The following is a 21,236-nucleotide window of genomic DNA, read 5'->3' on the forward strand; positions in this document are numbered from 1 at the left end:
GCCTTTCGGATAGCGCAAACGGCATGAATTGTCACGCGCCCGATTGTACCGGTCGCCGGTCGTCACAGATCGGTACAATCTAGTGGCGCAGGATTTCGATAATCGAAAGAACGATAAGACCAGCCATCACGAAGTTGAAAACCTTCAACCGCTTCGCGGTGGTCAACCAGCGGGCAATGGCCTGCCCGGCATAGGTCCAGGTCGCCGCCGAGCCCAGACCGAGCATAAGGAATATCGCGGCAACGATGGCTGCCGTGATCACCGGTGCCGAAGGCAGAATGAACTGCGACGTCGCCGCAACCGCCATCGACCAGGCCTTGGGGTTGATCCATTGAAAACCCACAGCTTCGACAAAATACATCGGCCTAGCGTCCGCTCTTTTCGACCCTATTCCACCTGAATTCATGATCTTCCAGGCGATCCACAGAAGCAGAACCGCCCCACCCCAGCGCAGGGTTTCACGCAAGACAGCACTGGTCTGAAAAAGGCCGCCCAACACCAGGCCTACGATCAAAAGCATCAGTGGAAACCCGGCCGCCACACCCAACAGATGCGGGATAGTGCGACGAAACCCGAAGTTCGCGCCCGATGCGGCCAACATCGCGTTGTTCGGGCCCGGCGTGAAAAGCGTTGCAATGGCAAGTGCTGTGAGCGCCGGAAGCGTTTCCAGAGGCATTTTGCGGTCCAGTGTGAAAGACACCGTAATCCTGCCTTGCCGCCGGGCCGGACTTCAAGCGAGCAATTGTTCCCGGGACAATTTGAATCCCGAAGCGATCCACCGCGCCTCTAACTGCTTCAAGCGCGCACCAAGCTGGGGGCCCGTCAGGCCGGGCATCAGATCGGCGGCGCGCAACGGAAATTCTGCCCCAGCGCCCAGCGCGGTCGCATTCTCCCATCCGGACGGCAGAGGCGTTTCAAAGATCGCCCCGCGCAGAAAGGTGATGTCTCGGGCCAGGTCGGCGCCGTAACGATAAGCCAGCTCGGCAGCGCCGGCACAGTTGCCAATCTCGTGGCGTAGAATATCGAACCGCCGCGCCTCATCCCGCGACAGGCGCAGAGCATCGGCATGACCCTCGCCGCCCAGCGCTGCAAGACGGCGTAGCCAATCGGGCGCATAGGGCGCCTCCAGATGGACCAGTAGCGCGAGCGGTTTAGCGTCGGCCCCCGGCAGGATGCGCGCCAAAACCCCAGTCGCCTGCATCGCGGCAACGGCAGGTGCCGGGTCCGGCGCGGCCAGGAGGCGACGCATCTCATGACCGATCCTTTCGCGCGAAAGCGCGTCTATTCCAGCGGAATTCGCAGCGCAGGCAGCAATCGCAGCGGCATCCATTCCCTCTGCCGGATCGCCATACCAGGCGTGGAAGCGAAAAAAGCGCAGGATGCGCAGGTAATCCTCGCGGATACGGGCATCTGCATCGCCGACGAAGCGCACGCGACGCGCCTGAAGATCGGGCAATCCATTGAGCGGGTCGACGATCCGGCCATCCGCATCGGCATAAAGCGCGTTCATCGTGAAGTCGCGGCGTCCCGCGTCTTCTCTGATATCGGTCGCGTAGGCCACCGTCGCACGGCGGCCATCGGTAGCGACATCGCGGCGAAAGGTCGTAACCTCGTGCGGTTCGCTATTGATGACAATGGTGACCGTGCCGTGGTCGATCCCCGTTGGCACGACCTTCAAACCGAAGGCTTTCGCCAACTCGATCACCCGTTCAGGCACCGCATCGGTGGCGATGTCGATATCGGCGACGGGCGCGCCGATCAGCGCATTTCTTACACAGCCCCCGACCAGAAGACCCTGATGCCCGGCATCGGTTAGAAGATGCAGCACTGTTTGCACCCCTTCCACCCTTATCCAGTCATCGGTGATCTTCATTCCGCCATCCGGTCCGCCAATGCGCGCAGGATACGCGCGGTTGCGCCCCATATGTAATAGGGACCATACGGCACGACATAATAGCGCCGTCGAACCTCGCGCCAGATCCGCCCTTCGATGCAAAAATGGGCGGGATCGGTGACATGGGAAAGCGGAACCGAGAAGACCTCTTCCACCTCACCTTCTTCAGGAACTGGTGCAAAACCGTCTCTGATCTGGCCGAAAACCGGTGTCACCATGAAGCCGGTGACGGTTTCATGCGCACCCCAGGTACCAAGGATTTCGACATCCCGACGCGGCAGGCCGATCTCTTCCTCAGCCTCTCGCAGGGCAGCATCTATCGGTCCGGCATCAGTGTCGTCGATCTTGCCGCCGGGAAAAGCGATCTGGCCCGGATGGTGTTTCAAGCGAGAGGACCGCTTGGTCAGAATCACCCGCGCGCCGCCCGCGCCGGTGATCAGAGGCACCAGAACGGCGGCGGGTTTTAATACACGCCCTTCGGGCAGGACAGTTCCGGGATTGAGGTCATAGTCCGAGGTTTCTCGCCCCGGCCGTGAGATCGCCTGCCGGATCGCGGTAAGCGGATCATCCATCATCTTCCGGCGCTTTCGTGGCCTCAAAGCCCAGTGTTGCGGGGTCGAATTCATAGTGTGCGCCGCAGAACTGGCAATCGGCGGTGACAATGCCCTCATCTGTGGTCATATGGCCGATATCCTTCGCCGAATAGATCGACAGACTGTCGCGCACCTTATCGGGCGAACAGGAGCAGCCGAACTGTACCGCCTGCGCATCAAAGACCCGTGGAGTTTCCTCATGGAACAACCTGATCAAAAGGTCCGTCGGTGCGACAGTGGGACCAATCAACTCCATCTCCTCGACAGTGGACAAGAGGTGATTGGCGCGAGACCAGTTTTCACCCTCCTCGCCGTCAAGGATATCCTCGGCGGCCAAAAGTCCACCTTCGCCGCTGCCACCTTCGGAAGCGGCGGGGATAGAGGCCTTGGGCATCGCCTGAAGCATGACACCGCCCGCGCGCCAACGTTCGGCTGAAACAGGCAGCTTCGAACGACCGAAAGACAGCGCGAAGCTGGTCGGGAGTTGCTCGGACTGGGCGAAATACGTCTCTGCACAGGCGGAGAGTGATCCACCCGACAGGGGCGTGATTCCCTGATAGGGGACGTTGCCCGCCCCTTGATCCAGTAAGATCGCGAAGTAACCCTGACCGATCTGATCAAAGCCCGGCCCATCGTAATCGAGACGTTCAGAATCGTAGGACGCCCAGGCGCGGATCTGCGCGACTGCCCCTTCCTTGATCGGGGCATAGTAGTCCGTCGCGATGATGCGGACGGGGCCGTCACCACGGATTTGCAGCGACAGCTTCCAGCGCAGCTTGATAGTCTGACCGATCAGAGCGGTCAACAGGGCCGCCTCGGCCACCAGCGCCTCCACCACAGCCGGGTAATTGTGCTGCGTCAGGATACGGTCCAGCACCCCGTCCAGCCGCGCCACCCGGCCACGGATGTCGGAGCGATCAAGCTGGAACGGAAGAACCGTATCGTCCCAGGCAATCTGCGAAAGGCTGGTCATTCATCATTCCTTCAAGGCTTGCGTCCTGCCATACCGCCTGAATATGGGGACGACAACCAGATGACAAAGGGGACAGGCATGATCCGGCGATTCGGCGAGGCGCCGCAACACGGCCAGCGATACGGAATCCGGCATGGCGTCTATGCGGTGCTGTTGCGGGGTTCCGACGTACTGGTTACCCGTCAGGAAGAGCCCGAGCCGGAGTTTCAGTTGCCGGGCGGTGGCATCGACCCCGGCGAATCGCCTCTGCGCGCCCTTTACCGCGAGGTGCGCGAAGAGACCGGTTGGACGATTACATCGCCCCGGCGGCTTGGTGCGTTCCGGCGGTTCGTCTATATGCCCGAATATGACAAATGGGCGGAAAAGCTCTGCACCGTCTATCTTGCCCGGCCAGCGAGAAGTCTGGGATCTCCGTCCGAACCGGGACATCAGGCGGTCTGGATGACGGGATCAGAGGCAATTTGGTTGCTCGGCAACGACGGCGACCGATATTTTCTGGAGCAGGCGCTGAGTGGTCTTTGACCTCATAACTCCTTGGCACCATGAAACTCGAACAATACGCCTGAAACGTCATCGCCGAATTCGTCTCCAGCGTAGTCGGTGAGATGCAAGACCAACGATTCAAGAAAGTCAGCGCCGCTGAAGTCACGGCAGGTTGCCATAAGCCGTGAAAGCCCCGCCTCGCCAAGCTGTACACCCTGCGCATCCTCCGCTTCGGTGATCCCGTCGGACATCAGGAATAGACGGTCTCCGGGTAAAAGCAGGGCTTCGAATGCCTCCCAATCAGCGGGCTCAACCAGTCCGATCGGCAGGCCACCCTTGCCGAGAAACTCAACCCGACCGTCAGCACGTTGAATGGCCGGGTGTGGATGTCCGGCCTGCACCATCACGACCCTTCCCGAGATCAGGTCGACATCAGCATAAACCATCGTGAAATAGTTTTCCGTCTGCATCTCTTGCATGACAACTCGGTTGAGTTGCTCGGCGAGTTCTTCGGGCGGGCGGGCGTCGTATATCCCGAATTCGGTCAACACCAACGCAATGTTCTGTTCCGGCGAGTTGCCGGACAGATAGCCTGCAAGCCGTGCGGTCATAAGTGCGGAGGTGATGCCATGGCCCGACACGTCGATGGAAAAGATCCCGACCCTGCGCGCATTGATCGGGAAGAATCCGACCAAGTCACCACCGACATGACCCGAGGGACGCAAGAGCAGGCTGACCTCTGCCTTGCCGAAGTCTCGGTGACGTTCGCGTACAAGGCTCTGCTGAAGTTTTTTTGCCTCCATCAGGTCGCGATCGACCGAATCGTAGAGCGCCTGCAATTCTCCCAAAGTCGACGACAACAGTCGGTTCTTATCGGTCAGCTCCCGCTCCATTCCCAGAATGCGTTCACCGGCGGCAATCCTGGCGCGCAACTCATCACCGCTGACCGGTTTTGTCAGGAAGTCATCCGCGCCGCCGTCCAGTCCCCGCGCGATCTCCGCCGATTCCGTCTTGGAAGTCAGCAGGATGAAATAGACGTAGTTTTCCTTCACCTGCGCCCGCAGGGCCTGGCAGAACTCGATCCCCGACATGCCGGGCATCATCCAATCCGAGATGACCAGATCGGGCGGATCGATTTCAGCAAGCGCCAGCGCATCTTCGGCGCTGCCCGCTTCGGTCACCGAATATCCGGCACGTGCGAGCTGAGAGCTGAGAATTTTCCGTTGCATGCGGCTGTCATCGACCACCATGACGCGCCGCATCTGCGGGACGGCCAGCCCCGCCGCCGTGTCGTACTGCGAAATGGAAACGGCTACCTGCAAAAAACACCCTCGCCCGATCTACTCCGGGTTCGCGCATCAGCTAACCGTCTGCGGGTTAAAATGCGCTGAACAGTGTCTGGGGATATGGCTGTGCTTAACGGCGCCGTAATGTTTCGGTCCTAGGGTCGATGTGAACGGATGCATGGGGCGATAAGGACGATGATCGATTGGGGGCGCATCGACGAATTGAAACATGAAATCGGGCCGGATGGTTTCGCTGAGGTCGTCGAGTTGTTTCTGGACGAGGTCGAAGGCGTCGTGATGCGCCTCAAAACAGCCCCTGACCCTGCAACCTTCGAATCTGACCTGCATTTCCTGAAGGGCGGCGCATGGAACCTCGGATTCAAGGAGTTCGGCGGTCTATGTCAGGATGGCGAGCGACGAGCGGCGATTGGTAAGGCGGCAGATATTGATATCGGTCGTGTCATCGACAGCTATTTCGTATCGAAGAAGGCGTTCATGGAAGGTCTCGCCGACCGGGCCAGTTCAGCGGCCTGAGCGGGTCAGATCAGAAACTCGGCAAGCGCCTCATCTTCCGTGATATCGCGATAGGAAAAGGCGGCATCGTCCAATTTCTGCGTAAGGTCGGCAAAATTCTCCGCATTCTTCGTCTCGATGCCGATCAGTACCGAACCAAAGTTTCGGGCGGATTTCTTGAGATATTCAAACCGGGCGATGTCGTCGTCCGGGCCGAGCATCGCCAGAAACTCGCGCAAGGCACCCGGGCGTTGCGGCATGCGCAGGATGAAATACTTCTTCAGACCTGCGTAGCGCTGCGCACGTTCCTTGACCTCGGGAAGGCGTTCGAAATCGAAATTACCGCCTGAGGTCACGCAAACGACGATCTTCCCGCGAATCTCATCGGCAAGCCCAGGCAAGGCATCGACCGAAAGAGCGCCTGCCGGTTCCAGAACGATACCTTCGACATTCAGCATCTCCAGCATAGTAATGCAGATGCGGTCCTCAGGCGCGGCGAGGATATGACCTGCCGTCACAGCTTTCAGTCGGGCGAAGGGTTGCACTCCGATGCGGGCAACGGCGGCGCCATCGACGAAGCTGTTGAGTTTTTTCAGTGTCACCGGCTCACCAGCTGCGATTGCCGCCGCAAGGCTGGCCCCGCCCGCCGGCTCCACATAGCGGAACCGGGTATCGGGTGCGGCCTCGGCCAGATAGGTGGTCACACCAGAGGCAAGCCCACCGCCACCGACCGGCAGCACAACCAGGTCAGGGGCTCGCTCCAACTGTTCAAGGATTTCGACGCCAACACTTGCCTGACCCTCGATCACGTCGGAATCATCGAAAGGCGAAAGAAAATGAGCACAAGCCTCGGTGCAAAACGCCTGCGCGGCGGCCAGGGTCTGGTCGAAATAGTCACCGGTCAGGCGGATTTCCACATTGTCACCACCGAAGACCCGTGTCTTGTCGATCTTTTGCTGCGGCGTCGTCACCGGCATGAACACCGTGCCGCGCACCCCGAAATGCCGACAGGCATAGGCAACGCCCTGCGCGTGGTTGCCAGCACTCGCACAGACGAAATGGCTATGCGCCGGATCGGTTGCCAGAACCTTGCGCATCGCGGTGAAAGCACCGCGCAGCTTGTAGCTGCGCACCGGTGTCAGGTCTTCGCGCTTCAGCCAGATATCCGCGCCGTAGCGCGCAGACAGATGATCATTGCGCTGCAACGGCGTCGGCGGAAAGAGATCCCGCAAGGCCTGCGTGGTCTCGAGGACCTGTCTGGAAAACCTGCTCATACCCGGTCCTTCATGCGTGACTCAATCGATTGTGCGGCCTTCGATGCAAATGCCGTAGATCGTCGTCAGGATGGACAGGCCCAACATCGTGCTGATCCACTGAGTAACTGCGCTGATCAAGCCGCCAAGCACGAATGAGGCATTGTAGAATGGCAGTGCAACCTGACCCAAAAGCACACTGAAAAGCGCGAAAATGAGGGCAACCGCCAGAATCGTCCCGGACAGGGGCCGCGTCGCCTCCCACGATTGCCGGAAGCTTTTTTGTTCGTTCACCGCGCTTGCAGGCAGTACCAGCGAAATCCGCTGGATGAACCATAGAAGCGTTCCGAACCACCCAAGCCACAAGAGCGCAGCCAGAGCATGAGATTGGGTAATGGCGCCAACCGCCGAAATGACGATGCCAGCCACGACGGAAACCAGGATCGCAACCAGCATGATCAGGATCGACCAGCCAAGATAGCCAAGCATACGATCGCCATGAAAGGCGGGCATCATCGCGCCGGGATATTCTTCGCGCAGACAATATCGATGCCAGGCCACAGCCACCCAAAGTGTTGCAATCATATAGGCCAGCAGCGAGATCAAAAACGGACCGGTTACATAGTTTTGGAGTTGTTCGGCCGGTGTGCCCAGATCAGACATCTGACGCGGTGTTACAAAGATGGCCGCAAGAATACCGACCACGATCATCGGCATGCTGATCCGCAAAGCTGCGCCGAAGTTTCCGAACACCATCCGGAATGCATGCACGATAATTCGGAAAGCCATGTTGTCCTCTGACCGCTTGGTTGCCCCGTCGTTATCCCAACCGCATGGACCGGTCAAAGGGGAACGCCGCTCACCTTGCCCTGCGCCGAAAAACCCGGTATCGCGCGCGGGCCTGTCCTGACGTGAAGGAATGCCCCATGTCCGCGCCCAAGAAAGTCGTCCTCGCCTATTCCGGCGGTCTTGATACCTCGATCATCCTGAAGTGGCTGCAAACCGAATATGGCTGCGAGGTCGTGACCTTCACCGCCGATCTTGGCCAGGGGGAGGAGCTGGACCCGGCGCGCAAGAAGGCGGAATTGCTGGGGATCAAGCCGGAGAACATCTATATCGAGGATGTGCGCGAGGAATTCGTGCGCGACTTCGTATTCCCGATGTTCCGCGCGAACGCGCTTTACGAAGGGCTTTACCTGCTCGGCACCTCCATCGCCCGGCCGCTGATTTCAAAACGTCTGGTCGAGATCGCGGCGGAAACCGGCGCTGATGCCGTCGCCCATGGTGCGACCGGCAAGGGCAACGATCAGGTTCGGTTCGAACTTTCCGCCTATGCGCTCAACCCCCACATCAAGGTGATCGCACCCTGGAGGGAATGGGACCTCACGAGCCGCACGCGCCTTCTGGAATTCGCCGAACAGAACCAGATCCCGATCGCCAAGGACAAGCGCGGCGAGGCGCCCTTCTCGGTCGATGCGAACCTTCTGCACACCTCTTCCGAGGGCAAGGTTCTGGAAAACCCGGGCGAAGAGGCGCCGGACTATGTCCTGCAACGCATCACCCGGCCCGAGGATGCGCCCGGTCAGCCGGAATTCGTGGAAATCACCTTTGAAAAGGGCGATGCGGTCGCGATCAATGGCGAGGCGCTCAGCCCGGCCACGATCCTGACCCGGCTGAACGAACTTGGCGGCAAGCATGGCGTCGGCATTCTCGACCTCGTGGAAAACCGCTTCGTCGGCATGAAATCCCGCGGCGTCTATGAAACGCCGGGTGGCACGGTCCTCTTGGAAGCCCATCGCGGGATCGAGCAGATCACGCTCGATGCAGGCGCGGGCCACTTGAAGGATTCGATCATGCCGCGCTATGCCGAGCTGATCTATAACGGTTTCTGGTTCAGCCCCGAGCGCGAGATGCTTCAGGCGCTGATCGACAAGAGCCAAGAACATGTCTCGGGCACTGTACGCGTGAAGCTTTACAAAGGTTCCGCCCGCACTGTCGCCCGCTGGTCGGACCAGTCGCTGTATTCCGAAAAGCATGTGACGTTTGAGGAAGACGCAGGCGCCTACAACCAGAAGGACGCCGCAGGCTTCATCCGCCTCAACGCGCTCCGCCTGAAGCTGATCGCCACGCGGAACGCGCGGGTAAAAGGCTAACGTCTTTCGTGACGTAACGCTTTGGTTGCCGAACGCTGTCAGAGACCACTACATCCTCCCGTAACTCACGGGAGGATTTTATGCCGCTGGACGCCATCGCCGCCGATATCAGCAAGACTTTGGAGACGCGGAGCTTCATCGGTTCGCTCAAATTCGATTGCGGTGACGCTGGGGTGATCGTTCTGGCCGATGGAACCGCGTCCACCGCCGACCGCGATACGGACTGCACGCTGAAGATCAGTGAAGAGAACCTCGTGAAACTCTTGACCGGCAAACTCAATCCGATGACCGGTGTGATGATGGGTAAGCTCAAGGTTTCGGGCGATCTATCTGTCGCGATGGGTCTCGCCAAACTTCTCGGCTGACACATTCACCACGATCCCGTGACCTCACGGGAAGATGAGTTGCCCAAGGGCACAGTTCCCCGTTTCCTCCGCCAAAACGGAGTAAAAGAATGCTGCGACTGATCCTTGCCTTCCTGATGCTGACCGGCCCTGCACTGGCCGCGACCGAGACCGCTGTCGTTGCGGGCGGCTGTTTCTGGTGCGTTGAATCCGATTTCGAAAGCGTGCCGGGCGTGAAGTCGGTGGTGTCCGGCTATACTGGCGGCACGGTGAAGAACCCGACCTACAAACAGGTGACGAAAGGCGGCACAGGGCACTACGAGGCGGTGGAAATTCGTTTTGATCCCGCAAAGATCAGCTATGCGAAGATTATCGACCTCTTCTTCCGTTCGGTCGATCCGACCGATGCGGGTGGGCAATTCTGCGACCGGGGCGACAGCTACCGCACCGCGATCTTCGTGAAGAACGCCGCACAGCGCGCGGCGGCGGAAGCCGCGAAGGCCGAGGCGATGGTAGCGCTTGGCCGCAAAATCGTGACACCCATCGAGACTGCCGGACCGTTCTACAAGGCCGAGGATTATCATCAGGACTATTACAAGGGCTCTAACCTCGTCCTGACCCGGCGTGGTCCCAAGAAGCAGTCAGAAGCCTACAAGTTCTATCGCAACGCCTGTGGCCGCGATCAGCGAATCAAACAGCTATGGGGTAGCGCCGCGGCCTTTACCCACTGACGCAGCATTTCAGCCCCGGCTTTCGCCGGGGCATTTTCTTTCAGTGACCGAGCCCGCAGGCGGCAATGACGGCCATGTTCAAGATGTCATTCACGGTCGAGCCCATCGAACACATCTGAATCGGCTTGTCGACGCCGGTCAGAATCGGGCCGATCACGGTGGCGCCCGCCATTTCCTGCAAGAGCTTCACCGAGATCGAGGCCGAATGCCGCGCAGGCACGACCAGTACATTGGCGGGACCTGACAGGCGGCAGAACGGATAATGCGCCATCTGCTCCATGTTCAGCGCCACGTCGACAGTCATTTCGCCTTCATATTCGAAATCCACGCCGCGCGCGTCCAGCACCTTCGGTGCCTGATGCATCTTGGTCGCGCGTTCGCTAACCGGATAGCCGAAGGTCGAGAACGACAGGAACGCAACACGCGGCTCGATCCCCAAGCCCCTTGCCACCGCCGCGCCGCGTTCGGCGATGTCGGCAAGGTCGTTCTCATCGGGCCATTCATGCACCAGCGTATCGCCGATAAAGACGATCCGGCCCCGATGCAGGACGGCGGTGATACCAACCGCCCCATCCTCGGCCCGCACATCGAAGGCATGATTGATCAGTCCGAGAACGTGGGCCGACTTGCGCGTGGCCCCCGTTACCAAACCATCGCCATGGCCATGGGCCAGCATCAGCGCGGAAAAGACATGCCGGTCGCGCGCGGCAAGCCGGTGAACATCATGCCGGTCGAACCCCTTCCGTTGCAGCCGTTCGTAAAGGAAATCCTTGTACGTGCTGAGATGCGTCGTATTCGCGGCGTTCACCACCTCCAACTCTGACACCGCATCGGCCAACCCCTCGGCGGTCAGCTTTTCCTTAACATCGGCCTCACGCCCCACGACCAGGGCTTTGCCCAGCCCGGCGCGCTGATAGGCAACGGCGGCATGCAGAACACGCGGATCGTCCCCTTCGGCAAAGATCATCCGCGCCTGCGCCTGACGGGCGCGGGCATGAATGCCCTGCAGGATCGACGCAGTCGGGTCCATCCGCGTCTTGAGGTTCAGCTCATAGGCCTCCATGTCGATGATCGGACGGCGTGCCACGCCGGTATCCATCCCGGCTTTGGCGACAGCGGGCGGGATCACATGGATCAGACGTGGGTCGAAGGGTGTCGGGATGATATAATCGCGCCCGAAGGTCAGCTTGCGACCATAGGCCATTGCCACTTCTTCCGGCACAGGCTGGCGGGCAAGCTTTGCAAGCGCCTCGGCGCAGGCGATCTTCATCTCGTCATTGATGGCGCGAGCGTGGATATCGAGTGCGCCGCGGAAGAGATAGGGAAAGCCGAGGACGTTGTTGACCTGGTTCGGGTAGTCCGACCGACCGGTAGCGACGATCGCATCCTCGCGCACCGCATGCGCCTCTTCCGGAGTGATCTCGGGGTCCGGATTGGCCATGGCGAAGATGACCGGATTGGGCGCCATGCTTGCGACCATCTCTGGCGTGACCGCGCCCTTGGCCGAAACGCCAAGGAACACGTCCGCCCCTTTCATCGCGTCTTCCAGCGTTCGCGCTTCGGTCCGCGCGGCATGGGCTGACTTCCACTGGTTCATGCCTTCGGTCCGGCCCTGCCAGATCACGCCCTTGGTGTCGCACATGATGCAGTTGTCATGCTTCGCGCCCATTGCCTTGATCAGTTCCAAGCAGGCGATCCCCGCCGCCCCGGCGCCGTTCAGCACGATCTTGCAATCAGCAAGGTCCTTGCCCGAAATCTCCAGCGCGTTGATCAGGCCCGCCGCGCAGATCACCGCCGTTCCATGCTGGTCGTCATGGAATACGGGGATATCCATGATCTCCTTCAACCGGCTTTCGATGATGAAGCATTCCGGCGCCTTGATATCCTCAAGGTTGATACCACCGAAGGTCGGGCCCATCAGTTTGACGGCCTGAATGATCTCGTCCGGGTCCTCGGTATCCAGTTCGATATCGATCGCGTTCACATCGGCAAAGCGCTTGAAGAGCACCGCCTTGCCCTCCATCACCGGCTTCGATGCCAGCGCACCAAGGTTACCGAGGCCAAGAATCGCGGTGCCGTTCGAGACGACCGCAACCATGTTGCCCTTGACCGTGTAGTCATAGGCCGTACCGGGATCGGCAGCGATGGCCTCAACCGGGACCGCAACGCCGGGGGAATAGGCCAGCGACAGGTCGCGCTGCGTTGCCATCGGCTTGGACGCGTTGATCTCGTACTTCCCGGGCGTGGGGTTTAGGTGATAGGCGAGTGCCTCTTCCGGGGTGACGCGGTTCTTGGGGGCCATTTGCGACGGTTCCTTGTTCGTTTCCGCCCTCTTAACGTCCCCTTCGTTCGGCCACAATGCAAAGGATTTGCCGCTTTTACACCAGGGCGCGGTTTTGTAGGGTCGCGCCGAAGCGCGAGGGGGATCACGTGAACGCTCAGGACAGCAATGTCACGCCGATGATGGCGCAGTATCTGGAGATCAAGGGGCGCTATGCGGACGCGCTGCTCTTCTACCGGATGGGCGATTTCTATGAGATGTTCTTTGACGATGCCGAAGCGGCGGCGGCGGCACTCGATATCGCGCTGACAAAACGCGGCCAGCATCTCGGGCAGGATATCCCGATGTGCGGCGTGCCGGTCCATTCAGCCGAGGGCTATCTGCTGACGTTAATCCGCAAGGGGTTCCGCGTCGCCATCGCCGAGCAGATGGAGGACCCGGCCGAAGCGAAAAAGCGCGGGTCGAAATCGGTTGTGGCCCGCGATGTCGTGCGACTGGTGACGCCGGGGACGCTGACCGAGGAATCACTTTTGGAGGCGAGGCGGCACAATTTCCTCGCAGCCTGGTCCGAGGTGCGGGATGAGGCGGCATTGACCTGGGTCGACATCTCGACCGGTGAATTCCGGGTGGTCCCATGCCCGCTTTCACGGCTTGCGCCGGAACTGGCCCGCCTCGCCCCCCGTGAAGTGGTTGTGAGCGAGGCAAAAGAGGCCGATCTGGCTGGAATAGTGTATGATTCGGGGGCGGCGATGACGCCTCTGTCACGCGGGTCCTTCGACAGCACAGGTGCGGAAAAGCGGCTTTGCGACCTCTATGACGTCGCCACTCTGGATGCGTTCGGCGCCTTCGACCGGGCCGAGACCTCGGCCATGGGGGCCATCGTCGAATATCTCGACCTGACCCAGCGCGGCAAGCTGCCACTCCTGCGACCACCGGTAAAGGAGGCGCCGGGCGGATCGGTGCAGATCGACGCCGCGACCCGGCGCAATCTGGAGATCACGCAGGCGCTGTCGGGCGGGCGCGACGGGTCACTCATCGCTGCCATCGACCGAACGGTAACGGCGGGCGGCGCGCGTCTGCTGGAACGGCGGCTGTCGGCGCCCTCGCGCAACCTTGAGGAAATTCACGCGCGCCTCGAAGCGGTGCGGTATTTCGTCAGCGAGGCCCGGTTGGCTGAATGCCTGCGCGCCGATCTGCGCAAGACACCCGATATGGACCGGGCGCTGTCGCGTCTTGCGCTCGACCGTGGCGGGCCGCGCGACCTGACCGCAATCCGCGCCGGACTTGCAGAGGCCGGGCGCATGGCCGGACGGTTGTCCGACGAATGTCCCGACCGGATCGCCCGGGCAGCGGCGGACCTTCTGGGCTTTGACGACCTTGTCGCGTTTCTGAATGACGCCCTGGTGGCGGAGCCGCCCTTGCTGGTGCGCGACGGCGGCTTCATCGCCGCCGGTCACAATGCCGAACTGGACGAAGCCCGCCAATTGCGCGACGAAGGCCGCGGCGTCATCGCAAAGATGCAGGCGGACTATGCGGCGCAGACCGGCATCCAGAGCCTGAAGATTAAGCACAACAACGTGCTAGGTTATTTCATCGAGACAACGGTGACTCACGCCGAAAAGATGCTGTCGGCGCCCTTGAATGAAACCTTCATCCACCGTCAAACCACAGCCAATCAGGTGCGCTTCACCACGGTGCCGCTCTCGGAGATGGAGACAAAGATCCTCAATGCCGGCAATCTGGCGCTGGAGATCGAAAAAAGGCTCTATGACGGCCTAAAAGCCATGATTCTGGATGCGTCCGCCCTGATCTCACTGGCGGCGCGCGCCTTGGCCGAGATTGACCTGACGGCCGCCCTCGCCGATCTGGCCCGTGGCGAGGATTGGTGCGAACCTCAGGTGGATGAAAGCCGCGCCTTCGAGATTGAGGGCGGTCGCCATCCGGTCGTGGAGCGCGCCCTGAAACGCTCAGGCGAACCGTTCATCGCCAATGATTGCGCGCTGACCGAAGGCGACACCCCGGCGATCTGGCTGCTGACCGGCCCGAACATGGCCGGTAAATCAACCTTCCTGCGCCAGAACGCGCTGATCGCACTTCTCGCACAGGCAGGCAGCTTCGTGCCGGCGCGGCGCGCGCATATCGGGCTGGTGAGCCAGCTCTTCAGCCGGGTCGGTGCGGCCGACGATCTTGCGCGCGGGCGGTCTACCTTCATGGTCGAGATGGTGGAAACCGCCGCAATCCTCAACCAAGCCGACGACCGGGCGCTGGTGATCCTCGATGAAATCGGGCGCGGCACGGCGACCTATGATGGGTTGTCCATCGCCTGGGCCACGCTGGAACATCTGCATGATGTCAACCGCGCCCGTGCGCTCTTCGCCACCCATTATCATGAGATGACTGCGCTTTCGCAAAAGCTCGACGGGGTGGACAACGCCACGGTCGCGGTCAAGGAATGGGAAGGCGAGGTGATCTTCCTGCACGAGGTCCGCAAGGGCGCCGCCGACCGCAGCTACGGCGTGCAGGTTGCTCGCCTCGCCGGTTTGCCAACGGCGGTCGTCGAACGGGCAAAAGTCGTACTGGACGCGTTGGAAAAGGGCGAACGCGAAGGTGGCACGCGCAAACACACGCTGATCGACGACTTGCCTTTGTTCAGCGCCGCACCTGTCACCCCACCCCGCCCCGCCAAGGGTCCATCGGAAGTCGAAGAACGCCTGACATCGCTACATCCTGACGAGATGACGCCGCTGGAAGCGCTTGCCGCTCTTTACGATCTCAAATCCATGATCGGAGACTGACGCGACTCAGGCGTTGCGGCTTCTTCATTGTGGAAGTATCCGATGGGGGTGCGGGGGTTTAAAACCCCCGCCCTGGCGGTGAAATCCTACGATTTCGGCGTCGAGGAAACGCCCACCTGCGCCGGGCGCAGCAGCCGTTCGTGCAGCATGAAGCCCTCGGTCATGACCTGAATGATGTCGCCCGCCTTGGTGCCGGGTACCGGGGCTTCGAACATGGCCTGATGGATCTGCGGGTCGAAGGCGTCGCCAACCTCGGGCACGACCGGCTGAACGCCATGCTTGCCAAGGATCGTGATCAGTTCCTTCATAGTCAACTCGATCCCCTCGACAAGCCCCTTGGCCTGTTCGCGGGTCTCCTCGCCCGCTGCGTCCAGCGCACGTTTGAGATTGTCGTAGACCGGCAGCATGTCGCGCGCGAGTTTTGAGCCGCCATATTGTTCCGCCTCGCGCCGGTCGCGTTCGCCACGCTTGCGGATGTTCTCTGCGTCGGCTAGCGCCCGCATGAATCGGTCGCGCATCTCATCCCGCTCGGCGCGCAGCGCCTCAAGCTCATCGACGATCACTTCAGCCTCAAGCCCTTCGTCGCCCATCAGCGCCTGATCCTCGGCAATCTCGTCTTTCTTCATCTCACTCATGGTCTATCCCTTTCGCTCGCCGGACAGGAGCCGCCCGACAAGCTGCGCCGTGTAGTCGACGATCGGCACGATGCGCCCGTAATTGAGCCGCGTCGGACCAATCACGCCCACGGCGCCGATGATCTTACGGTCAGCGTTCATATAGGGAGAGACCACCAGAGAGGAACCCGAAAGTGAGAATAACTTGTTCTCGGAGCCGATAAAAATGCGTACACCCTCGCCCGCCTCGGCCAGTTCGAGGAATTCCGCGATGTCGCGCTTGCGCTCGAGGTCGTCAAAGAGGGTGCGGATGCGCTCAAAATCGGCCTCGTCGGCCTGATCGATAAGATTCGCGCGGCCCCGAACGATCAGCCGTTCATGGGATTCGCCGGGGTTTTCCCAGACGGCGAGCCCACTTTCGACAAGCGCGCGGGCTGCGGTGTCGAGCTCCTGTCTGCGCCGATTGATTTCGCGCGTCATATGGGCGCGTAACTCAGACATTGTTCGGCCTTCGGCCAACGCGTTCAGGAAATTGGCCGCCTCGCGCATAGACGAAGGTGTCTGGCCCGGCGGTGGTGAGAATACACGGTTTTCGACATGGCCATCGGCGAAGACCAGAACAACAAGTGCGCGGTCATGGCCGAGACTGACGAACTCTATATGACGGATAGCGGCTTCGTGTTTCGGGGTCAGGACGAGGCTTGCGCCATGTGTGATCCCTGACAGCGCCTGCCCTACCCGGTCCAGAAGAGAGACAACGCCGGGTTCGTTGCCGCCGGTTGTTGCATCGATCGCCTCACGGTCCTGAAGCGACAGGGTTGAAACCTCCATCAGCCCGTCGACAAACATGCGTAGACCCAACTGAGTCGGAATACGGCCGGCCGAGGTGTGCGGGCTATCGAGCAGGCCGAGGAATTCCAGATCCTGCATTACATTGCGGATCGTCGCGGCCGAGACCTTTTCGCTCATCGTGCGGGTCAGGGTGCGTGACCCGACCGGATCGCCTGAATCGAGATAGCCCTCAACCACCCGGCGAAACACTTCACGCGAGCGGTCATTCATTTCAGACAGGATTTTCGCTTTGTCGGTCATCGTCACATATATAGGGCAGTCCGCAGTAAATGGCCCAGCGCCGCCGCCGTCAATCGGGGTTGCATCGCCGGGGCCGCCGCTAGTAACTGGCGACAACAGTGAGAAAGGACTTTTCATGCGACCCTCAGGCCGGAAGCTCGATCAAATGCGCGTCGTCTCTATCGAGACGGGGGTGACGAAACACGCCGAGGGGTCTTGCCTGATTAAATGTGGGGACACGCATGTTTTGTGCACCGCAACGGTCGAAGACAAGGCGCCGTCGTTCCTGAAAGGGACCGGGCTGGGCTGGGTCACGGCGGAATACGGAATGTTGCCGCGCGCCACGAACACCCGCAATCGGCGTGAGGCGGCCGCAGGCAAGCAATCCGGAAGAACACAGGAAATTCAACGCCTTATTGGGCGCGCATTGCGGGCAGGCGTGGACCGCGTTGCCCTTGGCGAACGTCAGATCGTTGTCGATTGCGATGTGATCCAGGCAGATGGCGGCACGCGCTGCGCCTCGATCACCGGGGGCTGGGTCGCATTGCGACTGGCCGTTAACAAGATGATCAAGGCGGGCGCGGTCACCAGCGACCCGATTGTCGATCACGTTGCAGCGGTTTCCTGTGGGATCTATGCCGGTCAGCCGGTGCTGGACCTTGACTATGCAGAGGACAGCGAGGCCGGCACGGATGGCAATTTCATCCTGACCGGACGCGGCCGCCTGATTGAGGTGCAAATGTCGGCCGAAGGCGCGACTTTTTCGCGTGACGAGATGTCGAAGCTTCTGGATCATGCCGAGGCAGGCATTGCGGCATTGGTCGAGGCACAAAAGGCCGCGATCTGATGCGCAGGTTTTCGGGCGACAGGCTGCTGGTTGCGACCCATAACAAGGGCAAACTGGAAGAGATTGCCGCCCTGCTCGCCCCTTATGGCATCGCATGTGTCAGTGCGGGTGACATGGGTCTTCCCGAACCCGCCGAAACCGAGACAACATTCGTTGGCAATGCCCGGATCAAAGCGCATACCGCCGCGACGGCAACCGGCCTGCCTGCTTTGGCCGATGACAGCGGCATCGAGGTTGACGGATTGGGCGGCGCACCGGGGGTTTACACCGCTGACTGGGCTGAAACCCCGCAGGGCCGTGATTTTGTGAAGGCCATGACGCGGACATGGGATGAGCTGGAAGCCGCTAACGCCCCTTACCCGCGCAGCGCACGGTTTCGTGCGACGATGGTTCTGGCCTGGCCCGACGGGCATGATGAGGTATTTGAAGGCAAGGTTGAGGGTCAGGTGATCTGGCCGATGCGTGGCGCACAGGGTCATGGCTATGACCCGATGTTTCAGCCGGACGGGTATGACATTACCTTTGCCGAGATGGACCCGGCAGAGAAAAACCGGATCAGCCACCGCGCAGATGCGTTCGGTAAGTTGGTCGCCTGCTTTGAAAGGATCGGCGCATGAAGCGGATATCCACGGGGTCACCGTTTGAAAAAACAATGGGATACAGCCGTGCGGTGGTGAAAGGCGGCTGGTGCTTCGTCTCGGGTGTCACGGGCTATGATTATGCAACGATGACCATGCCCGATGGTATCGCAGATCAGGCCCGCAACTGCTTTGCCACGATCCGTGGTGTTCTGGTCGAGGCTGGTTTCACGATGGAGGATATCGTACGGGTCCAGTACACGGTCACAGATGCCGGTCTGGTCGATGATCTGGTTCCCGCGCTAGGCGAAGCCTTTGGCGAGATCCGCCCCGCTGCCACGATGGTCATCGCGGGACTGATCAAGCCGGAAATGCTGGTCGAGATCGAAGTAACGGCCTTCAAGGGCTGAGCCCATGGAAGACTGGCGGAATGGCGGGTTTGGGCTTTATATGCACTGGCCTTTCTGCGCCTCAAAATGTCCCTATTGCGATTTCAACTCTCATGTCGCGGCCGAGATCGATCAAGATCGTTGGGCGCGGGCTTACTTGAGCGAGATTGACCGCATCAGCGCGGAAACCCCTGACAGAGTGCTGAACACGGTTTTCTTCGGTGGGGGGACGCCATCGCTGATGAAGCCTGAGCTTGTCGCGGCCATTCTCGACAAAGTTCGGGCCAGCTGGTCCTTTGCTAATGATATTGAAATCACGCTGGAGGCCAACCCCGGATCGGTTGAGGCTGGCCGGTTCAGGGCCTATGCGGATGCAGGGGTCAACCGCGTGTCGATGGGTATTCAGGCGTTGAACGATGCCGATCTGAAGAGATTGGGTCGGCTACATTCGGTCGTCGAAGCCCGCGCAGCCTTCGATGTGGCGCGGAATGCCTTTGCCAGGGTGAGTTTTGATCTGATTTATGCGCGGCAGGATCAGAATCTGGCGGATTGGAAAGCAGAATTGCGGGAAGCGGCAGCGATGGCGGTCGACCACGTTTCGCTTTATCAGCTGACCATCGAGGATGGCACAGCATTTGGTGCGCGGCATGCTGCGGGCGGGTTGCGAGGTTTGCCGGATGACGACCTAGCAGCCGATATGTATTTAGAAACACAGAATATTCTGAATGAACTCGGCATGGCGGCCTATGAGGTGTCGAACCATGCGCGGGAAGGCTGTGAAAGCCGCCATAACCTGATCTACTGGCGTTATGGCGACTATGCCGGAATTGGTCCGGGCGCGCACGGGCGGTTGACGCTGGGCGGTTATAAATGGGCAACAGAAACACCGCTTTCCCCGACCCTGTGGCTGGAACAGGTCGAGAAGACCGGGCGCGGCGAAATGCCAAGGCAGGCCGTTGCGCTCGCTGATCAGGCCGGTGAATACCTGATGATGTCGCTTCGTTTGATCGAGGGAACTGATACCGGACGCTTTCATGCGCTGTCGGGGCGAGAACTTGATGCCGCTGCCGTTGAGAAACTGTCCGGACTTGGGATGCTTGAGCAAACTGGTAGCCGTATCAGGGCCACATCATCCGGGCGGGCGGTTCTGAACGCTTTGATCCGCGAGTTGATGCCATGATCCGGTCGTTCTGGCTGGCTGCTGGCGGCTTGGCGCTGGCATTCGGGACGATTGGCATTTTTCTTCCGCTTGTGCCGACGGTGCCGTTCCTGCTGCTCGCGGCCTTCTGTTTCGCCCGTGGGTCGGAGCGGCTTCACGACTGGTTATTGTCACACCCGGTCTTCGGTCCACCGATTGAAAACTGGCGTGACCGTGGGGCTATAGGTCGACGAGCGAAATGGGCCGCAACACTATCCATCCTGGCCGCGTTCCTATTGGCAATCCTGTTTGGTGCGCCGATGAGGGCCCTGATCATTCAGGTGATCGTATTGACGAGCGTCGCTGTCTTTATCTGGACGCGACCCGAGGGGTGATCCGACTAACGGGTCGTGCTGAGCACCTGGCACAGTTCGTCCAGCTGATCGAGCGTTTTATAGGTTATCACGAGTTGGCCACCGTCAAGCCCCTTGTGATCGATCACGACCCTCATCTTCAGATGCGCCGAAAGATCCTGTTCCAGCACTCGGGTATCGGCATCCTTTTCTGGCCGGGCCGCACGGGCGGCGGGCTTCTTTACGGGCGCCTTTGCCAACCGCTCGGTTTCACGCACTGAGAGCCCCTTGGCGATCACCTGACGCGCAAGGGCGGTCGGGTCTTCGGTCGTAACAAGCGCGCGGGCATGTCCGGCGGTCAGTTTGCCTTCGCGAAGCCAGGTCTGAACCTCGCCAGGCAAGGTGAGAAGACGCAGAAGGTTTGCGATATGGCTTCTGCTTTTTGACAGGCCCTCAGCCAGCTTCTCCTGCGTGTGCCCGAACCGGTCCATGAGCTGGCGATAGGCCATCGCCTCCTCCACCGCGTTCAGATCGGCGCGCTGGATGTTCTCGATGATCGCGACTTCCAGAACCTCGGTATCAGAAAAATCGCGGATCAGGACCGGAACGTCATGAAGCTGGGCGATCTGCGCAGCTCGCCAGCGGCGTTCACCGGCGACAATCTCGTAACTATTTGATTTTCTTGGATTAATTCTGACAATGAGCGGTTGAATCACCCCTTTGGCGCGGATTGAGGCTGCAAGCTCCTCCAGCGCCTCGGTGGAAAAATCACGGCGAGGCTGGTCGGGATTTGGCTCCAACTTCTCGACCGGCAGGCGGGTATCAGCCCGGCGCGGGCGGTCGGGGTCGCGGCTGGTAGGTTCATCCAGATTGACGTCGGCCATAAGCGCCGACAGGCCACGCCCGAGACCACGCCGTTCCGATTTTCTGTCGGTCATCTTTGCCCC

Annotated in this window: 22 protein-coding genes; 11 read left to right on the top strand and 11 right to left on the bottom strand. The window is 60.5% G+C overall.

Annotated features, from left to right (window positions below; all coding sequences use genetic code 11):
- Window positions 1-79 precede the first annotated feature (79 nt).
- Genes OEZ71_RS09500 through hslO form a run of 4 tightly spaced genes read right to left on the bottom strand, consistent with a single transcriptional unit; the run spans window position 80 to window position 3,460 of the window.
- Window positions 80-700 (bottom strand): LysE family translocator, encoded by a 621-nt coding sequence (locus OEZ71_RS09500; RefSeq protein ID WP_263739710.1) that lies wholly within the window; start codon window positions 698-700, stop codon window positions 80-82.
- A gap of 30 nt (window positions 701-730) precedes the next feature.
- On the bottom strand, window positions 731-1,873 hold the full coding sequence (locus OEZ71_RS09505; RefSeq protein WP_263739711.1) for a CCA tRNA nucleotidyltransferase: 1,143 nt from the start codon (window positions 1,871-1,873) through the stop codon (window positions 731-733).
- Complete coding sequence (locus OEZ71_RS09510; protein WP_263739712.1) at window positions 1,870-2,466, bottom strand: CoA pyrophosphatase; 597 nt, start codon at window positions 2,464-2,466, stop codon at window positions 1,870-1,872. The genes OEZ71_RS09505 and OEZ71_RS09510 overlap by 4 nt, the downstream gene beginning before the upstream one ends.
- Complete coding sequence (hslO, locus tag OEZ71_RS09515) at window positions 2,459-3,460, bottom strand: Hsp33 family molecular chaperone HslO (RefSeq protein WP_263739713.1); 1,002 nt, start codon at window positions 3,458-3,460, stop codon at window positions 2,459-2,461. Before hslO ends, OEZ71_RS09510 begins: the two co-directional genes overlap by 8 nt.
- Window positions 3,461-3,538: 78 nt before the next feature.
- Between hslO and OEZ71_RS09520 the strand changes: the two genes are divergently transcribed.
- Window positions 3,539-3,982, top strand: a complete 444-nt coding sequence (locus OEZ71_RS09520; protein ID WP_263739714.1) for an NUDIX hydrolase — start codon at window positions 3,539-3,541, stop codon at window positions 3,980-3,982.
- A 2-nt stretch (window positions 3,983-3,984) separates the two neighbouring features.
- Here the strand turns inward: OEZ71_RS09520 and OEZ71_RS09525 are convergent, their stop codons facing one another.
- Entirely contained in the window at window positions 3,985-5,205 is a 1,221-nt protein-coding gene (locus OEZ71_RS09525) for a PP2C family protein-serine/threonine phosphatase (protein WP_263739715.1), read from the bottom strand.
- Between the two features lie 219 nt (window positions 5,206-5,424).
- On the opposite strand from OEZ71_RS09525, the gene OEZ71_RS09530 reads away from it, so the two are divergent.
- Window positions 5,425-5,763, top strand: a complete 339-nt coding sequence (locus OEZ71_RS09530) for an Hpt domain-containing protein (protein ID WP_263739716.1) — start codon at window positions 5,425-5,427, stop codon at window positions 5,761-5,763.
- A gap of 5 nt (window positions 5,764-5,768) precedes the next feature.
- On the opposite strand, the gene ilvA is transcribed toward OEZ71_RS09530, so the two are convergent.
- Complete coding sequence (ilvA, locus tag OEZ71_RS09535) at window positions 5,769-7,016, bottom strand: threonine ammonia-lyase IlvA (RefSeq protein WP_263739717.1); 1,248 nt, start codon at window positions 7,014-7,016, stop codon at window positions 5,769-5,771.
- Window positions 7,017-7,037: 21 nt separating this feature from the next.
- The gene (locus OEZ71_RS09540; RefSeq protein WP_263739718.1) at window positions 7,038-7,712 is read right to left on the bottom strand and encodes a hypothetical protein; all 675 of its coding nucleotides are present in this window, start codon (window positions 7,710-7,712) and stop codon (window positions 7,038-7,040) included.
- Window positions 7,713-7,921: 209 nt separating this feature from the next.
- Between OEZ71_RS09540 and OEZ71_RS09545 the strand changes: the two genes are divergently transcribed.
- The 3 genes from OEZ71_RS09545 to msrA all read left to right on the top strand — a co-directional run bounded on the left by OEZ71_RS09545 (window position 7,922) and on the right by msrA (window position 10,223).
- Window positions 7,922-9,148 (top strand): argininosuccinate synthase, encoded by a 1,227-nt coding sequence (locus OEZ71_RS09545; protein WP_263739719.1) that lies wholly within the window; start codon window positions 7,922-7,924, stop codon window positions 9,146-9,148.
- A gap of 80 nt (window positions 9,149-9,228) precedes the next feature.
- Window positions 9,229-9,513: an SCP2 sterol-binding domain-containing protein gene (locus OEZ71_RS09550; RefSeq protein WP_263739720.1), complete on the top strand. Its 285-nt coding sequence runs from the start codon at window positions 9,229-9,231 to the stop codon at window positions 9,511-9,513.
- An 89-nt stretch (window positions 9,514-9,602) separates the two neighbouring features.
- Complete coding sequence (gene msrA / locus OEZ71_RS09555) at window positions 9,603-10,223, top strand: peptide-methionine (S)-S-oxide reductase MsrA (protein ID WP_263739721.1); 621 nt, start codon at window positions 9,603-9,605, stop codon at window positions 10,221-10,223.
- 40 nt (window positions 10,224-10,263) lie between these two features.
- Here the strand turns inward: msrA and OEZ71_RS09560 are convergent, their stop codons facing one another.
- A complete protein-coding gene (locus OEZ71_RS09560; protein ID WP_263739722.1) occupies window positions 10,264-12,525 on the bottom strand; it encodes an NADP-dependent malic enzyme in 2,262 nt (753 codons plus the stop codon).
- A 158-nt stretch (window positions 12,526-12,683) separates the two neighbouring features.
- Between OEZ71_RS09560 and mutS the strand changes: the two genes are divergently transcribed.
- Window positions 12,684-15,299, top strand: coding sequence for a DNA mismatch repair protein MutS (mutS, locus tag OEZ71_RS09565; RefSeq protein ID WP_263739997.1), 2,616 nt, complete (start codon window positions 12,684-12,686; stop codon window positions 15,297-15,299).
- A gap of 86 nt (window positions 15,300-15,385) precedes the next feature.
- On the opposite strand, the gene OEZ71_RS09570 is transcribed toward mutS, so the two are convergent.
- Together OEZ71_RS09570 and hrcA are read right to left on the bottom strand one after the other, a co-directional pair.
- The gene (locus OEZ71_RS09570; RefSeq protein WP_263739723.1) at window positions 15,386-15,934 is read right to left on the bottom strand and encodes a nucleotide exchange factor GrpE; all 549 of its coding nucleotides are present in this window, start codon (window positions 15,932-15,934) and stop codon (window positions 15,386-15,388) included.
- A 3-nt stretch (window positions 15,935-15,937) separates the two neighbouring features.
- The gene (hrcA, locus tag OEZ71_RS09575; protein WP_263739724.1) at window positions 15,938-17,005 is read right to left on the bottom strand and encodes a heat-inducible transcriptional repressor HrcA; all 1,068 of its coding nucleotides are present in this window, start codon (window positions 17,003-17,005) and stop codon (window positions 15,938-15,940) included.
- 115 nt (window positions 17,006-17,120) lie between these two features.
- On the opposite strand from hrcA, the gene rph reads away from it, so the two are divergent.
- The 5 genes from rph to OEZ71_RS09600 are packed head-to-tail and all read left to right on the top strand — an operon-like array spanning window position 17,121 to window position 20,331.
- Entirely contained in the window at window positions 17,121-17,831 is a 711-nt protein-coding gene (gene rph / locus OEZ71_RS09580; protein WP_263739725.1) for a ribonuclease PH, read from the top strand.
- Window positions 17,831-18,448 (top strand): RdgB/HAM1 family non-canonical purine NTP pyrophosphatase, encoded by a 618-nt coding sequence (gene rdgB / locus OEZ71_RS09585; RefSeq protein ID WP_263739726.1) that lies wholly within the window; start codon window positions 17,831-17,833, stop codon window positions 18,446-18,448. The genes rph and rdgB overlap by 1 nt, the downstream gene beginning before the upstream one ends.
- On the top strand, window positions 18,445-18,819 hold the full coding sequence (locus OEZ71_RS09590; RefSeq protein WP_263739727.1) for a RidA family protein: 375 nt from the start codon (window positions 18,445-18,447) through the stop codon (window positions 18,817-18,819). The genes rdgB and OEZ71_RS09590 overlap by 4 nt, the downstream gene beginning before the upstream one ends.
- A 4-nt stretch (window positions 18,820-18,823) precedes the next feature.
- Window positions 18,824-19,978, top strand: a complete 1,155-nt coding sequence (gene hemW / locus OEZ71_RS09595; RefSeq protein WP_263739728.1) for a radical SAM family heme chaperone HemW — start codon at window positions 18,824-18,826, stop codon at window positions 19,976-19,978.
- Window positions 19,975-20,331, top strand: a complete 357-nt coding sequence (locus OEZ71_RS09600) for a YbaN family protein (protein WP_412175616.1) — start codon at window positions 19,975-19,977, stop codon at window positions 20,329-20,331. The genes hemW and OEZ71_RS09600 overlap by 4 nt, the downstream gene beginning before the upstream one ends.
- 5 nt (window positions 20,332-20,336) lie before the next feature.
- Here the strand turns inward: OEZ71_RS09600 and OEZ71_RS09605 are convergent, their stop codons facing one another.
- Window positions 20,337-21,227, bottom strand: coding sequence for a ParB/RepB/Spo0J family partition protein (locus OEZ71_RS09605; RefSeq protein WP_263739729.1), 891 nt, complete (start codon window positions 21,225-21,227; stop codon window positions 20,337-20,339).
- Between the last annotated feature and the right edge of the window lie 9 nt (window positions 21,228-21,236).

The organism is Albidovulum litorale (assembly GCF_025751495.1).
Classification (GTDB): domain Bacteria; phylum Pseudomonadota; class Alphaproteobacteria; order Rhodobacterales; family Rhodobacteraceae; genus Albidovulum; species Albidovulum litorale.

Bases quoted from the DNA above. Each gene is read 5' to 3' on its own strand.
- OEZ71_RS09505 (WP_263739711.1), bottom strand. From the start codon at position 1,873: ATGAAGATCACCGATGACTGGATAAGGGTGGAAGGGGTGCAAACAGTG.
- OEZ71_RS09510 (WP_263739712.1), bottom strand. From the start codon at position 2,466: ATGGATGATCCGCTTACCGCGATCCGGCAGGCGATCTCACGGCCGGGG.
- hslO (WP_263739713.1), bottom strand. From the start codon at position 3,460: ATGACCAGCCTTTCGCAGATTGCCTGGGACGATACGGTTCTTCCGTTC.
- OEZ71_RS09520 (WP_263739714.1), top strand. From the start codon at position 3,539: ATGATCCGGCGATTCGGCGAGGCGCCGCAACACGGCCAGCGATACGGA.
- OEZ71_RS09525 (WP_263739715.1), bottom strand. From the start codon at position 5,205: ATGCGGCGCGTCATGGTGGTCGATGACAGCCGCATGCAACGGAAAATT.
- OEZ71_RS09530 (WP_263739716.1), top strand. From the start codon at position 5,425: ATGATCGATTGGGGGCGCATCGACGAATTGAAACATGAAATCGGGCCG.
- ilvA (WP_263739717.1), bottom strand. From the start codon at position 7,016: ATGAGCAGGTTTTCCAGACAGGTCCTCGAGACCACGCAGGCCTTGCGG.
- OEZ71_RS09540 (WP_263739718.1), bottom strand. From the start codon at position 7,712: ATGCCGATGATCGTGGTCGGTATTCTTGCGGCCATCTTTGTAACACCG.
- OEZ71_RS09545 (WP_263739719.1), top strand. From the start codon at position 7,922: ATGTCCGCGCCCAAGAAAGTCGTCCTCGCCTATTCCGGCGGTCTTGAT.
- OEZ71_RS09550 (WP_263739720.1), top strand. From the start codon at position 9,229: ATGCCGCTGGACGCCATCGCCGCCGATATCAGCAAGACTTTGGAGACG.
- msrA (WP_263739721.1), top strand. From the start codon at position 9,603: ATGCTGCGACTGATCCTTGCCTTCCTGATGCTGACCGGCCCTGCACTG.
- OEZ71_RS09560 (WP_263739722.1), bottom strand. From the start codon at position 12,525: ATGGCCCCCAAGAACCGCGTCACCCCGGAAGAGGCACTCGCCTATCAC.
- mutS (WP_263739997.1), top strand. From the start codon at position 12,684: ATGATGGCGCAGTATCTGGAGATCAAGGGGCGCTATGCGGACGCGCTG.
- OEZ71_RS09570 (WP_263739723.1), bottom strand. From the start codon at position 15,934: ATGAGTGAGATGAAGAAAGACGAGATTGCCGAGGATCAGGCGCTGATG.
- hrcA (WP_263739724.1), bottom strand. From the start codon at position 17,005: ATGACCGACAAAGCGAAAATCCTGTCTGAAATGAATGACCGCTCGCGT.
- rph (WP_263739725.1), top strand. From the start codon at position 17,121: ATGCGACCCTCAGGCCGGAAGCTCGATCAAATGCGCGTCGTCTCTATC.
- rdgB (WP_263739726.1), top strand. From the start codon at position 17,831: ATGCGCAGGTTTTCGGGCGACAGGCTGCTGGTTGCGACCCATAACAAG.
- OEZ71_RS09590 (WP_263739727.1), top strand. From the start codon at position 18,445: ATGAAGCGGATATCCACGGGGTCACCGTTTGAAAAAACAATGGGATAC.
- hemW (WP_263739728.1), top strand. From the start codon at position 18,824: ATGGAAGACTGGCGGAATGGCGGGTTTGGGCTTTATATGCACTGGCCT.
- OEZ71_RS09600 (WP_412175616.1), top strand. From the start codon at position 19,975: ATGATCCGGTCGTTCTGGCTGGCTGCTGGCGGCTTGGCGCTGGCATTC.
- OEZ71_RS09605 (WP_263739729.1), bottom strand. From the start codon at position 21,227: ATGACCGACAGAAAATCGGAACGGCGTGGTCTCGGGCGTGGCCTGTCG.